Here is a 13,591-nt window from a genome sequence, read left to right on the forward strand (position 1 = left end):
ATGGGCCTCCTGGGAATTTTCGTCGCGCTCGGATTGCTGATCTGGCTCGCCTATCGCGGCTGGAGTGTGCTCCTGCTGGCGCCTGCGGCGGCGCTTGTCGCGGCAGCGGTGTCACGAGAGCCGTTGCTGGCCCATTGGACCCAGACCTTCATGGGCAGTGCGGCGCAGTTTCTCGCACAGTTTTTTCCGCTGTTCCTTCTTGGCGCGTTGTTCGGAAAACTGATGGACGACAGTGGTTCGGTCGAGGCGATTGCTCGCTTCATGACAGAGAAGCTGGGTCCGCGCCGCGCCATGCTGGCGGTGGTGCTTGCAGGCGCGATTGTTACTTATGGGGGCGTAAGCTTGTTCGTCGCGTTCTTCGTGCTGGCGCCGATGGCACAGGCACTTTTCCGCGCGGCCAACATTCCACGGCGATTGATGCCGGCCGCGATCGCACTCGGCACCTCGACATTCACGATGACGGCATTCCCGGGCACGCCTGCGATTCAGAACGCGATTCCGATGCCGTTCTTCGGCACCACGCCGTTTGCCGCGCCGGGACTCGGTATCATTGCCTCGGCCATCATGCTGGGGTTTGGCTTGTGGTGGCTCGCCCGTGCCGAGGCGGCTGCGCGCCGGTCCGGCGAGGGCTACGGCGCCGGTGCCGATACGGCTCCAAAGCTGGCCGCCGACGATCAGAAGATTCGCGAGCGAGCGACGACTGCGCGGGAATTCGACCCTGCGGAAATCGGTCACGGCCACCATACCGATGCCGTGGTGCCGATCGGTGTGGCTGTGCTTCCGCTCGCTGTGGTGGTGAGCGTCAATCTTCTCATGTCGCTGGTCATTCTGCCACGGCTCGACTTTTCCTTTCTGGGGGAAGAGCGCTGGGGCAGCTCTTCATTGTCTGCGGTGGCCGGCGTTTGGTCGGTCGCGGTCGCGCTTGCGGCTGCGATCGCGACGCTGATCGCGGTTAATCGCCGGCGGTTGCCGGCCCTGCGGCTCAGCATGGATGCCGGGGCCAATGCGTCCGTCCTGCCGGCCTTCAGTGTGGCCAGCCTTGTGGGTTTCGGAGCCGTTGTCGCAATGCTGCCCGCGTTTGCGGCGGTGCGCGACTGGGTCCTTTCAATTGGAGGCGGGCCGCTGGTTTCGCTTGCCGTTGCGACCAACATACTTGCAGCTCTCACCGGCTCTGCGTCGGGCGGCATGACGATTGCGCTCGATGCGCTCGGCAGTACGTACATGCGCATAGCGGCGGAACAGGGCATCGATCCGGCGCTGATGCACCGGGTGGCGGCAATTGGCTCTGGCACGCTTGACAGTTTGCCGCACAACGGTGCGGTGGTGACATTGCTTGCCGTTTGCGGATCGACGCATCGCGAAAGCTATCTCGATATCGTCATGGTCGGCATCGCTGGTGCGCTGATTGCGCTGGCCGCGGTTATCGCTTTGGGGTCGGTGTTCGGGTCGTTCTAGTGTTCCGAGTCCGAAGTTCGCTTCACTCGTGTCGCTCGCGGGATCGGTTGGCGAGATCGAGACCGGGCGGAGCCTCTCTCGACGCGGTGCCACAGGGCTGCTAAAAACTCTCGTTCCACGAAGAAAAGCTCAAATATTTCAACGCTTTTCGATATGAACCGCCACCTGAGAACGCGACCCTACCCAGAGCCCTCCCATGAACGCACCTGTCAAACCTTCAAAGCTCATCAAAGGCGCCACCGGCGACTGGGAAATGGTTATCGGGCTCGAAATCCACGCCCAGGTGACCTCCAATTCCAAATTGTTCTCGGGCGCCTCGACCGAATTCGGCGGTGCGCCGAACGATCATGTCTCGCTGGTGGACGCGGCCATGCCCGGCATGCTGCCCGTCATCAACGAGGAGTGCGTGGCACAGGCGGTACGCACTGGGCTCGGGCTGAACGCGCAGATCAATCTGCGCTCGGTGTTTGACCGGAAAAACTATTTCTATCCGGATTCACCGCAGGGCTATCAGATCAGCCAGTACAAGTCGCCGATCGTCGGCGAGGGCGAGGTGGTCGTCGATCTTCCCGGCGGCGAGAGCGTGACCGTTGGCATCGAGCGGCTGCATCTGGAGCAGGACGCCGGCAAGCTGCTGCACGACCAGAATCCGACGATGACGCTTGTCGATCTAAACCGCTGCGGCGTAGCGCTGATGGAAATCGTGTCCAAGCCGGACATCCGCTCGGCCGAAGAAGCGCAGGGCTATGTCGCCAAGCTGCGCTCGATCCTGCGCTATCTGGGCACGTGCGACGGCGATATGGAGAAAGGAAATCTGCGCGCGGACGTCAACGTCTCGGTGCGGCGGCCCGGCGAGCCGTTAGGCACGCGCTGCGAAATCAAAAACATGAACTCGATCCGCTTCATCGGGCAGGCTATCCATTATGAAGCCCGCCGCCAGATCGGTATCCTGGAGGACGGCGGCAGCATCGATCAGGAAACCCGGCTGTACGATCCGAACAGGGGTGAAACCCGGTCGATGCGCTCCAAGGAGGAAGCGCACGACTATCGCTATTTCCCGGATCCCGACCTGCTGCCGCTGGAATTCACCGCGGCCTATGTGGACGCACTGAAAGCGAAACTGCCCGAACTGCCCGACGAGAAGCGCGAACGTTTCATCGCCGACTTCGCGCTGACGCCTTACGACGCCAGCGTGCTGGTCGCCGAGCGCGAAAGCGCCGACTTCTACGAGGCGGTGCTGGGCAAGCTTGCCGACAAGGCCCGCGACGGCAAGCTGGCCGCCAATTGGGTCATCAATGAACTGTTCGGCCGCCTTAACAAGGAAGGGCAGGACATTTCCGCCTCGCCCGTTTCGGCAGAGCAGATGGCCGCGATCATCGGCCTGATCGGAGAAGAAACCATCTCCGGAAAGATCGCCAAGGACCTGTTTGAGATCGTCTGGACCAAAGGCGGCGACCCGCGTGCGCTGGTGGACAGCCTCGGCATGAAGCAGGTCACCGATCTCGGCGCCATCGAGAAGCTGGTCGATGACATCATCGCCGCCAATCCGGACAAGGCGGAGCAGGCGCGCGCCAAGCCGCAGCTCATGGGCTGGTTCGTCGGCCAGGTGATGAAGTCGTCCGGCGGCAAGGTGAACCCGCAGGCAGTGAACGACCTGCTGAAGGCCAAGCTCGGCATCTGAACATCGTTAACGCGAGGATGCCGGGCGCGCACGACGTCGCTTCCGCGTGTCGTCATCGGGGCGTTTCGGTTTTCGTTTCGATGCTGCGACGCGCGCTCGGCATCGTCGCAACGACGATGAAAACCTCTCGCGGCGTGGAATCGATTTGCGAATCAGATTCGCAAAAAGTCGGAAAAAGTTCTCCGGTGCGAGCGATGATCGCGCCAAAACCAAATTTTCCAGAAAATATTTTTGTTGCCAAAAATCGCGACTCAGAGTCCGCGGAACGCACTTTTTTTCAGTCGCAGAGTTATCCGCGGTTTTAAAGGCGTTATGACGCGCGTTGTGTCGCGATAAAAGAAACGACTGCGGCACAGGCACTTCTTTCATGCGCGATGCTGCGTCTCTCAGGCGTTTGTTGCGCGTGATGCAGTGTTACGCAGAGGCGTCGCGATGCTTCCGTTTCGTGTTTGCAGCGCGCGCTGCGCCTTGTGCGTAAACACTTCCTTAAGCGGGACACTGTTTTTTTGAGTGCGTTGGTGTAATCCAGATGAAGTGCATTTCGATTCCCGAGTGCACACAGCGATTAAGCCATCTCACGAACTTAGGAGGGCAACATGGCCAAGAAAGCGAAGAAGGCGAAGAAGGCGAAGTCGGCAGTGAAGAAGACTGCCAAGAAGACCCGCAAGGTCGCCAAGAAGAAGAAGTAAGGCTACGCCTTATGGAATTGTCGGCACATGATGCCGGCATCGTCACAAGAGCCGCCAGGCTGATCTGTTCGCAAGAACGAGTTTGAACCGGCGGCTCCAGTCGACGAAAGAGGGTGTCGGCGAGACATCAGGCGAGACGGTCTGACCAGACGGTCAGGCAGAAGAGTTCAAGAACTCTTCGTTCGTTGCGGGGGATGACCTCGCAGTTTCCCGGCGGTCTGCCTCGGCAGGCGGTCCGGTGAAATCTCAGTCCTGACGTGTTCACCGACGCCCTCGTTTTTTTGAGCCGCTCGGCCGTTGCCTCTTTCGAGCGCATCCGGCGGTGATCTCTCCCAAGACCAGAAAAACAATCCCGACTCTCTGACGTGACGTTGTCCGCGTGGGCAAGGTCCGCATTCGACGTGAGTCTCGGTCGCCAAGAGTCCCGGCTGCGAACACCCCGGCGACCGCTTCGGTTCGCATCCTGCGCCAGCGCGACTGTGCGAGCCACCCTGACTCTTGTCCGCGTGCAATGGTTATCGCTTCGCCAAAGACGAAGGTGAATCGATTGTCTCGATTGCCGAGTAACGCTTGAAAATAGCTGGTTTTTGCGATTCGCGGCGCCGCGCCCGATCGCTGCGTTCACGTTCGATTCATCGCGATGCTTAAACTGCCATTCAAATTTTACGGGTCATATCATCCCAACAAGCCGGCAAACGGCGAACGCGTATTCCGCAGAATTGGCAAACCGGTTTTGCGGAATACGCGCCAGAAAAAGCAACGGTTGCGTCAAACAGAATATCGACAGGAGCCGCGCTCGCCGCGGTGGGAAATCGGAGAGCCAGGATGTTTCAGGGAACGATCGATACCGGCACCGCGCTGCCGGTCGAGGAGGCGGCGAACGGGGACGTCCTGTTTGACCTCGGCATGATCTATTCGAGCGGGCGAAACGGCCTGATCGATCTCGTCGCCGCACACAAATGGTTCAATTTGGCCGCGCTCAAGGGCAGGGTAGATGCCATCTCACTGCGCCGGGAAGTCGCCGGGCTGATGTCCGATGTCGAGATCGCAACCGCTCAGCGTGAAGCACGGGCGTGGATGGCGATGCACTAAGCTTCCCGGTTGGTTTAATCTCCGCGGCAGGACGGTGATTGGGATCTTATTATTAGACTCGGGTGCACAAGGGAATGAGTGCACGCAATCTCGGCTCTCGAAAGTACAATCCGCCCCAGACCATCACGCCAAGGCCGATCGGCAGGAGAAACCACCAGTTCTCCAAACGCAAGATGGTTGCGGTTGCGCCACCGAGATAGCCTGTGAGCAGAATTGCACCGAGCACCGCAGTGCGCGGGACCACGTAGAGCACAATGCAAACGAGTTCGATCGCTCCGATCGATACGATGAGACTGTTCGGAAACCCTAGCCGCTCGGCGCCTTGCACGGCGGCCTCCATTTTCGCGATCCGGATCATGCTGTCGAATAACAGGTAGAGAACGACCAATCCCGTAATGCTGCGCCCTGCCCAACGTGAAGTGCTCGGAGTATCCACCAACTTCTCTCCTTGGCGGTTTTCCAAAATCGCCCGCGAGAACAGAATATAGCAGAGGATCTAACTTTTCTTCATTTTTGATGCCGGAGCCACCCGGAGACGCGGGCCATGATGCCCGCGCTCGACGCGGTGCTTACGTGCGGCCCTCCAACTCAAATCCCGGAACCTGCTCAGGCTGCTTGCAGCAAACGGCAGCGCGGCGGCGTTCCCGATTTTATTTCGAGGTGGCGGAGACGGAGGGATTCGAACCCTCGATACCCTTTTCAAGGTATGCTCATTTAGCAAACGAGTGCCTTCAGCCGCTCGGCCACGTCTCCACAGGCTCGATATGCCTCACACGATGACGCGCCGCAAGTCGCTGCTGACTTTTATAAAGCCTGTGTTTGCCTCAGGCGCCTTCGGATCGTTCTTTCTGCCTTTATGTTCTTTCTGCCTTTATATGTCGCGACCGTCGCGCTCGGCAGGCGTGTCCCGTCGCGGTTGTGCCTTAATTGACGCCGGTGAGGCATCCGCCGCAGCGAAGAACGGCCATTCTCGCCCTCAAGTGCGGGAACAAGAGCTCATTCAGGCGCCGGTTTCGCCGGAATCGAGTGCCTAAACACAGGGCATCGAAGGTCGTTCTCAGGCGCTTCCGATTCGCGCAATTCACAGCGGCATCGCACCCGGTGACGTGTGCGCTGCCACAATGGCCATCTCGCGGAACATTCCGAGGCTTCTGTAAAAAACAAATAATATCAACAGCTTGTGTGGGATGCCAGCAACAGGTTGCGTGCCATTTGTGCAACACCTCTTTAAAAACGGCCGGAACCGTACCGTTTCAAGGCGGTCTTTTGTTGTGTGTTCACGACTGTTGGGCAATGGTCGTCGAAGCGACGGAGGGGGGCATCCCGAGGTCGTCCCGTTTGGGAGTTTCGCTTAAGTCGCTCGCGTTCAGCGGGAGTGTCCGAAAGCGCGAGGCGACCGGGCGGTTAGCGGGGATTAAGGGAACCAACCAAGTGGTGTGACTTACACCACCGGCCCGGAACCTTCCCTAAAGAGCAAAACTTGGAGGTTTTATGAGCAACATTAAGAGCCTTATCCTGGGTTCGGCTGCGATCATCGCAGCGTCCGCCGGGGCACAGGCAGCCGATCTTCCCGTCAAGGCGAAAGCCGTTCAGTACGTGAAGATCTGCTCCCTTTACGGCGCCGGTTTCTACTACATCCCCGGCACTGACACCTGCATCAAGCTGGGCGGCTACGTCCAGGTTGACGCGAACATCAACTCCAACAACTACAATGGGCCAAATTGGAATGAAGGCACCGGCCCTGCGGGCGCTAACGCCGCTGGTTCTGGTGTGTTTGGTTCGGGCAGCCGCAATTCGGACTACTTCACGACCCGCTCCCGCATTCAGCTGAACCTCGACACCCGCACTGCCACCGAATACGGTGTTGTTCGTACCTACTGGTCGAGCAACTTCGAACATTCGACCGGCACCGGTCCGTCGGCGGGTAACCTGACCGTCGACTACGGCTTCGTTCAGTTCGCCGGCTTCACCTTCGGTAAGGCTGTCTCAGGCTTCCAGACCCCATGGGGTGCTTACGCCGCCAACAACAACACCGCGTTCCTGCTCGGCGGCTACGACAACGCGACTGGCATCAACCAGATCGCCTACACGTGGCAGTTCGGCAACGGCGTGTCAGCTCAGTTGGGTGTTGAAGACAACCGCGTCATTAACCGCGCTCAGTTGATCAACGCTTCGCTCGCTGCGAACGCGGCTGTTGGCACTACCGCCATCACCGGTGCGTACACCAACTCGTACGGCGGAAACGTGGCGCCAGACTTCGTCGGTAACGTTAAGATCGACCAGGCTGCGTTCACCGCTCAGCTGTCGGGTGCTGTGCACAACGTCCATGCCAACTACTACGCTGGTCTTGGCGGCGCTGCTCCGGTCGAGCCGAATGGCGCTCCGCAAGATGCTTGGGGCTTCGCGATTTCGGGCGGCCTTCAGTTGAAGAACCTGCCGACCGGACCTGGCGACAAGCTGTCGTTGGATGCGACCTATGCTGACGGTGCGATGAAGTACCTCATCGGCGGCGTGACCGGCAACAACTTCGACAAGTTCGGCAGCGCGTCGTTCGCTGGCAGCTATCAGAGCCTCGCTGTTTTGACGCTCGCTGACGCGGTCTATACCACCGGCAGCAAGCTCGAGAAGACCACCGGTTGGGGTTTCCGCGGTGCTTACGTTCACAACTGGACCCCGAATTGGGAAACCAGCGTGTTCGGCAGCTACACGCGCATCGATTACAACACCAACGCTTCGGCCGGTATTTGCGCGGCCCAGGCTCTTCAGTCTGCGAAGCTCAACGGTTACACCTGTAATCCTGACTTCGCGATCTGGCAGGTTGGTACCCGTACCGCCTGGACCCCCGTTCGCAACCTGACGTTCTCGGGCGAAGTGATGTACACCAACCTCGACCAGTCGAACACCGGTTCGCAGGGTTTGGTTGCCGGTAACTTTGCTGGCACCTCCGCTGTGTTCAAGCCAGCCGGCACGTACGACTACAAGGATCAGGGCATCTGGTCCGGCAACCTCCGCGTTCGCCGCACCTGGTAATCGCAATCGCCTAATGGCGATTACGACCTGAACTAAAAGAACCCCCGGCAGGAAACTGCCGGGGGTTTTTTTTGTCTGAAGTGCAGGACGTTCTCTCCGCTCATTCCCGCGAAAGCGGGAATCCAGCACCTCAGGAATGGGTCCCCGCTTTCGCGGGGACGAGCGGAGCAGCTGCCAGCTACCGTCGAGAATGGTGATGGGGTTAGGTTTTAGCCCCATCACACCGCGCGCAGAACGCGACGATGCGGTCCATGGTGGGCTTGTCCGCCAGCAGCGGCGCGTGGCCCTGATCTGCGACCGTGACGAGATCGATGTCTGGCCGCCGCGCGACCATGTCCTGAACGCCCTGCCGTGAGAGCAGGTCGGACAGTCCGCCATGAATCAGCATCAGCGGAACGCCCGCGAGTTTGTCGAAAAGCTCCCAGTCCTGCGGCAGCGGAGTGGCCGGATCGAATCCGTCGAGCGTATGCGAGAGTTTCAGGTCGTAGGTTCGCTCCAACCCGCCACCTGCCTTTTCCCGGAACGCGCGGCGCGCCCACGCCATCCATTCGGCGTCCCTGAGCGACGGAAACGCACTGGCAAACAACTCCTTCAGGCCGCGTGCGGCCTCATCCCACGTTTGTCTCGGCGGCGGGTTGGCGATGTAGCCCTTGATCTTCATCAATCCGCCCATCTCCAGCGAAGGACCGATGTCGTTCAGGATGACGCCGGCCAGAAGCTGCGGCTGCGCCGCCGCCAGCGCCATCGAGATGAGGCCGCCCCGCGATGTGCCAAGCAGAATCGCACGGGAGATTCCGAGTGAGGCCGCGATTGTCAGCACGTCGCCAAGTTCGACGGGGACTGCGTATTTGGCGGGATCAGGATCGTAGTCCGACAGGCCACGCCCGCGATAATCCACGGCCACGACCTTGCGTGGTTTGGCGGGATCGGTGGCAATGGCGCGGGCGATGTCATCGAAATCGTCGGTGGTTCGCGTCAGGCCGGGGAGGCAAAGCACCGGCAACGCCGTGCTGTCGTCAGGGCCGATGATCTTGGCATGGAGTTTCAGCCCGTCGGCCGACTGGCAGTAGACGTCGCGGAATGATTGGAGCATTTGCCGTCACCCTGAGGAGCCTTGGCGCAGTGAAGGCCTCTAAGGGCGGCGCGCCATGCTGAGATGGATTTGAACGTTCATCCCTCGAGGCTCACCGCAAATGCGGCTCGCGCCTCAGGATGACGGAGTGGAAAGTACCGGCCCAAACCTATTCCACACCCGCGCCCCGGCGCAAATCGGCCTCGATCAGCAGCTTGCTGCCGCCGCCGAACCGTGAGCGGTACACTTGGACGTTTTCCATGATGCGCTGGACGTAGTTGCGGGTCTCGGAGAACGGGATTTTCTCGACCCAATCAACCGCGTCTACTTTGGGATCGCGGGGATCGCCGTAACGCTCGATCCATTTGCGTACGCTGCCGCGTCCGGCGTTGTAGCCGGCAAAGGTCATGATGTAGGAGCCGCGATAGTCTTCGATCAGGCCGCCGAGTTCGGCGGCGCCAAATGCGGCGTTGTATGCGGGATCGGCTTTCAACCTGGCGAGATCGAACGTTGCGCCGTGTCGCTTGGCGACGTACTTGCCGGCGGCAGGGGTAACCTGCATCAGGCCGTAAGCCTGGGCGGGCGACACCACGGAGGGATTGAACGCGCTTTCCTGCCGGGCAATGGCAAAGACGATAGCCTTCTCCACCTCGGGTCCGAAGTCCTTGTAGGGCGGAATGCCGATCACCGGATAAGCATAGTGATCGAACGGCATGCCGCGATTCAGCGCTGCCTTGCCGACAAGGAGCATGCCCCGCGCATCGTTGTGCCGCTGGGTTAGCTCGCACAGCGCGAGCAGGCCGTCCATGTCGGCGCGATCGCCCATGTCGGCAAGAATGGGGATGGCGATCTCGCGTTCGTCCAGCGCGTAGAGAAGCTCGACGGCGCGGACAATCTCCAGCCGCTCGCCGCCGCGTGAGCGGCCCGGCACGCCGTTCAATGCGATCTGCGGCAGTCCCAGCTTCGCCCGCGCGAGCTGGCCGTAATAGCTTGTGGATTGCGCCGCCGCCGATTCATACGCGGCACGTGCCTCCTGGGACCGCCCGGCGGCTTCCGCTGCGCGGCCCTGCCAGTAGCCGGCGCGGGCGAGGGCGGTCGGATTAACGCTACCAACGCCGATCCGCGCGAAATGCTGGGCCGCAAGATTTGGGTCGTTGAGGAATCGCAGCGCGATCCAGCCTGCGGTGAACTCCTGTTCTGTCTTGTAGATGTCGCGTGCCGGCAGCGATGCATCGCGCGCGACGGCATAGGCAAGGCGTGGCTCGTTGGTATCGAGCAGCTTGCGCGCCAACAGCCGCCGTTCGATCCACCATTCGTCCGCATTGACCAGCCGTGCGGGATCGCGCGGCGCAGCCTGCATGGCGCGTGCGGCTTCCTGGAACTTGTCCTCGCGCCGCAGCCATTGCGCTTTGCTGAAGAGATAGAGCGGATCGTTGTGCAGATCGCTGGGAACAGCATCCAGAAGAGCCTTCGCATTCGAGGCCTTCTTGTTGAGGGCGGTGCGTGCCTTTGCGAGCGCAACATGACCGCTGCCGAGCCGCTTGGCGGAGCGCTGCGCGGCCTCAGCGTTATCGCCGCTGTACAACAGCATATCCATCCGGACCTTGATGTCGCCCGGCGTCAGCAGCGACCCGAATCTCTCGAGCGCGGTGTCTTCGGTGTCGGAGGAGAATGGATCGCCCCGCCATGCCTCACGCACCAGCCGTTCCGCGCTCGCCCGGTCACCGCGCGCCAACAGTGCGCGTGCCAGCATAAACCGGCCTTTGGCGGAGATCGGTTGTTCGCCATTGAAAAACGAGAGGACTACGGAATCGTCGCGTTTGTCGTCCCACAAGGCTGCTTCGCCACGCCGCCGCAGGAATATCACGCTTGGCCAACTCGGGTTCTCGGTGACGAAGGCCTTGTAGCGATCAGATGAGGCACCATTGTCGTCGCTGCGCAGGATCATCCACTCGGCAAGTTTGCGCGCAACGGGATCCGAGATCGAGGCCTGAAGCTGCGTAGCGTCGAGCGGCTTCCGCTTGCGCACGAATTCGATGATCTGCTCGAGCGTCTCCATGTCCGCCTTCGAGGTGGACGATGTGGTGGACATCGCCAGAGGCACGGAAGGCTTCCGTGGCTGAGCAGGGCGCGCAGCCAGAGCCTTGGGCGCAGGCGCCTCAGGTGTAGGTTTCGCGGCAGATGGGGCCGGTGGCTGAGCGGGCTTCGCTGGCGTGGTTTGCGGCGTCACGTTACGGGATATCGGACGCGGCTTCGGCAACGGTACTGCTGACGCAGCATATGAAATCAGCGCAAGACCGCCTGCGCCGAGGAAAACAGCGGTCCAGCGCGCCAAACGGGGAAGCCCCGCGGATGAAGGAGCAGATGGCATCACGGGCAGCCTATGCGGCGAATCATTCAAGGGCCTTCACCCTCGGTGTAGTGCATTGAATATGTGGACAAAACATCAAATGTGTTAGAACAGGCACAATGCCGCAACACCGCGGCAAAATCGCGGCTAACGCAGGGTCATCCAGGCGGCAGGCGCGGTATGGGAGCGCCCGGGACTTTCATCGCGCTTCGGGACTCGTTATCAATCAATCATAAATCGCGGTGTTTGCGAGCGTTCGGAGACTGACAATGGCAACCAAGACGAATTTCAGGGGATCCCTTACCGCCTTGGTGACGCCGTTCAAAAACGGAGCGCTGGACGAGGCCGGCCTGCGTGACCTGGTGAACTGGCAGATCGAGCAGGGCTCGCACGGCCTTGTCCCGGTGGGAACCACCGGCGAAAGCCCGACGCTGAGCCACGAAGAGCACAACAAGGTCACCGAGTGGTGTGTCGAGGAGGCGAAGGGCCGCGTCCCGGTCATCGCTGGTGCCGGCTCGAATTCCACGCGCGAAGCCGTTGCACTCGCGAAGCATGCCGAGAAGGCGGGCGCCGATGCTGTGCTTGTGGTGACGCCCTACTACAACAAGCCCACGCAGGAAGGGATGTATCATCACTTCAAGGCGGTGAACGATGCCATCGGTATTCCGATCATCATTTACAACATCCCGCCGCGCTCGGTCGTGGATCTCTCCGTTGAGACCATGACGCGGCTGTTCGAGCTGAAGAACATCGCCGGTGTGAAAGATGCCACCGCCAATCTCGCCCGGGTGTCGCAGCAGCGTCACGCGATGGGTCCGGATTTCATCCAGCTCTCGGGCGAGGACATGACCGCGCTCGCCTATATGGCGGCGGGCGGGCACGGCTGCATTTCTGTCGTCGCCAACGTAGCGCCCAAGCCGTGCGCGGAACTGATGTCTGCCGTGATGAAGGGCGATTATGCGGCCGCGCTCAAGATCCAGGATCGGCTGACGCCGCTGCACGATGCCATCTTCAAGGAGCCAGGCCTTGCAGGCGCCAAGCATGGCCTCAAACTGCTGGGCCGCGTGCATGAGGAGGTGCGTCTGCCGCTGGTGACGGTGACGCCGCCGACCGGCAAGGTCATTCGCGACGCGATGGTGTACGCCGGGTTGCTCAACTGACGACGCAGCAGGAAGGGAAATTGCCGATGCTTGAGGAGTTCAAGAAATTTGCCCTGAAGGGTAATGTCGTCGATCTTGCGGTCGGCGTCATCATCGGTGCGGCGTTCGGAGGGATCGTCACCTCGATGGTTGGTGACCTCATCATGCCGATCATCGGCGCGATCACCGGCGGGCTGGATTTCTCCAACTACTTCACCGGCCTCTCTAAATCGGTCACGGCCACCAACCTCGCGGATGCCAAGAAGCAGGGCGCTGTGCTGGCATGGGGCAACTTCCTCACACTGACGCTGAATTTCCTCATCGTGGCGTTTGTGTTGTTTATCGTGATCCGTCTGATGAACCGCCTGAAAGCGAAGGAAGAGGCTGCGCCCGAGAAGCCGACGAAGGACCAGGAGTTGCTGACCGAAATCCGCGATCTTCTGAAGTCGAAGTAAATCACTATCTATCACCAGTCAGACATTCTGACGGCGCAAGGTCTTCCAGTACCGTCAGATCGTACTGAAGGATTGCGTATTCACGCGAGCCATACTTTTCGCATGTACTCGCACCGAGGCACCTGATGGCTGAGAAGAAAGAGCCTACGATCAAGGTCATCGCGGAGAACCGCAAGGCGCGGTTCAACTACGCCATCGAGGATACCGTCGAGGCGGGCATTGTGCTGACCGGCACCGAGGTCAAGTCCTCACGCAGCGGCAAGACCACGATTGCCGAGTCCTACGCGGACTCCAAAGACGGGGAAATCTGGCTCGTCAACGCCAACATTCCCGAATATCTGCAGGCCAATCGCTTCAATCACGAACCGAAGCGGGATCGTAAACTGCTGCTGCACAAGAAGCAGATCAACAAGCTGATCGGCGCGATCGAACGCGAGGGAATGACGCTCATTCCGCTCAAGATGTATTTCAACGAGCGCGGCAGGGTGAAGCTTCAACTGGCTCTGGCGAAGGGCAAGAAGCTGCACGACAAGCGCGATACCGAGAAGAAGCGGGATTGGGCGCGCGAGAAGGGCCGACTCTTGAGGGCGAGAGGTTGACGCCGAAAAGTGCGAAGCGGTTTTCGGAC

At 60.5% G+C, this 13,591-nt stretch carries 10 protein-coding genes and 1 tRNA gene; 7 read left to right on the forward strand and 4 right to left on the reverse strand.

Annotated features, from left to right (window positions below):
* From BN32_RS03770 to BN32_RS03785, 3 genes are all read left to right on the forward strand, one after another.
* The gene (locus BN32_RS03770) at positions 1–1,455 is read left to right on the forward strand and encodes a GntP family permease (protein WP_019196771.1); all 1,455 of its coding nucleotides are present in this window, start codon (positions 1–3) and stop codon (positions 1,453–1,455) included.
* A gap of 196 nt (positions 1,456–1,651) precedes the next feature.
* Entirely contained in the window at positions 1,652–3,136 is a 1,485-nt protein-coding gene (gene gatB / locus BN32_RS03775) for an Asp-tRNA(Asn)/Glu-tRNA(Gln) amidotransferase subunit GatB (protein WP_019196772.1), read from the forward strand.
* A 1,514-nt stretch (positions 3,137–4,650) separates the two neighbouring features.
* Positions 4,651–4,917: an SEL1-like repeat protein gene (locus BN32_RS03785; protein ID WP_019196774.1), complete on the forward strand. Its 267-nt coding sequence runs from the start codon at positions 4,651–4,653 to the stop codon at positions 4,915–4,917.
* A 52-nt stretch (positions 4,918–4,969) separates the two neighbouring features.
* Here BN32_RS03785 and BN32_RS03790 read toward each other — a convergent pair whose 3' ends face one another.
* Both BN32_RS03790 and BN32_RS03795 read right to left on the reverse strand, forming a co-directional pair.
* The gene (locus BN32_RS03790) at positions 4,970–5,353 is read right to left on the reverse strand and encodes a DoxX family protein (protein ID WP_040425939.1); all 384 of its coding nucleotides are present in this window, start codon (positions 5,351–5,353) and stop codon (positions 4,970–4,972) included.
* Positions 5,354–5,578: 225 nt separating this feature from the next.
* Positions 5,579–5,670: transfer RNA gene (locus BN32_RS03795), tRNA-Ser, on the reverse strand.
* 738 nt (positions 5,671–6,408) lie between these two features.
* On the opposite strand from BN32_RS03795, the gene BN32_RS03800 reads away from it, so the two are divergent.
* Positions 6,409–7,947: a porin gene (locus tag BN32_RS03800; protein ID WP_019196776.1), complete on the forward strand. Its 1,539-nt coding sequence runs from the start codon at positions 6,409–6,411 to the stop codon at positions 7,945–7,947.
* A gap of 202 nt (positions 7,948–8,149) precedes the next feature.
* Here BN32_RS03800 and BN32_RS03805 read toward each other — a convergent pair whose 3' ends face one another.
* Both BN32_RS03805 and BN32_RS03810 read right to left on the reverse strand, forming a co-directional pair.
* A complete protein-coding gene (locus tag BN32_RS03805; protein ID WP_019196777.1) occupies positions 8,150–9,040 on the reverse strand; it encodes an alpha/beta fold hydrolase in 891 nt (296 codons plus the stop codon).
* 148 nt (positions 9,041–9,188) lie between these two features.
* Complete coding sequence (locus BN32_RS03810) at positions 9,189–11,390, reverse strand: lytic transglycosylase domain-containing protein (RefSeq protein WP_040425418.1); 2,202 nt, start codon at positions 11,388–11,390, stop codon at positions 9,189–9,191.
* 248 nt (positions 11,391–11,638) lie between these two features.
* Between BN32_RS03810 and dapA the strand changes: the two genes are divergently transcribed.
* From dapA to smpB, 3 genes are all read left to right on the forward strand, one after another.
* Positions 11,639–12,529 (forward strand): 4-hydroxy-tetrahydrodipicolinate synthase, encoded by an 891-nt coding sequence (dapA, locus tag BN32_RS03815; RefSeq protein WP_019196779.1) that lies wholly within the window; start codon positions 11,639–11,641, stop codon positions 12,527–12,529.
* Positions 12,530–12,555: 26 nt separating this feature from the next.
* Positions 12,556–12,963: a large conductance mechanosensitive channel protein MscL gene (mscL, locus tag BN32_RS03820; RefSeq protein WP_019196780.1), complete on the forward strand. Its 408-nt coding sequence runs from the start codon at positions 12,556–12,558 to the stop codon at positions 12,961–12,963.
* Positions 12,964–13,088: 125 nt separating this feature from the next.
* Positions 13,089–13,562, forward strand: a complete 474-nt coding sequence (gene smpB / locus BN32_RS03825; RefSeq protein ID WP_019196781.1) for an SsrA-binding protein SmpB — start codon at positions 13,089–13,091, stop codon at positions 13,560–13,562.
* Positions 13,563–13,591 lie beyond the last annotated feature (29 nt).

Origin of the sequence: Afipia birgiae 34632 (assembly GCF_000308295.2) — a bacterium.
GTDB lineage: Bacteria > Pseudomonadota > Alphaproteobacteria > Rhizobiales > Xanthobacteraceae > Afipia > Afipia birgiae.

Bases quoted from the DNA above. Each gene is read 5' to 3' on its own strand.
- gatB (WP_019196772.1), top strand. From the start codon at position 1,652: ATGAACGCACCTGTCAAACCTTCAAAGCTCATCAAAGGCGCCACCGGC.
- smpB (WP_019196781.1), top strand. From the start codon at position 13,089: ATGGCTGAGAAGAAAGAGCCTACGATCAAGGTCATCGCGGAGAACCGC.
- BN32_RS03800 (WP_019196776.1), top strand. From the start codon at position 6,409: ATGAGCAACATTAAGAGCCTTATCCTGGGTTCGGCTGCGATCATCGCA.
- BN32_RS03770 (WP_019196771.1), top strand. From the start codon at position 1: ATGGGCCTCCTGGGAATTTTCGTCGCGCTCGGATTGCTGATCTGGCTC.
- mscL (WP_019196780.1), top strand. From the start codon at position 12,556: ATGCTTGAGGAGTTCAAGAAATTTGCCCTGAAGGGTAATGTCGTCGAT.
- dapA (WP_019196779.1), top strand. From the start codon at position 11,639: ATGGCAACCAAGACGAATTTCAGGGGATCCCTTACCGCCTTGGTGACG.
- BN32_RS03810 (WP_040425418.1), bottom strand. From the start codon at position 11,390: ATGCCATCTGCTCCTTCATCCGCGGGGCTTCCCCGTTTGGCGCGCTGG.
- BN32_RS03785 (WP_019196774.1), top strand. From the start codon at position 4,651: ATGTTTCAGGGAACGATCGATACCGGCACCGCGCTGCCGGTCGAGGAG.
- BN32_RS03805 (WP_019196777.1), bottom strand. From the start codon at position 9,040: ATGCTCCAATCATTCCGCGACGTCTACTGCCAGTCGGCCGACGGGCTG.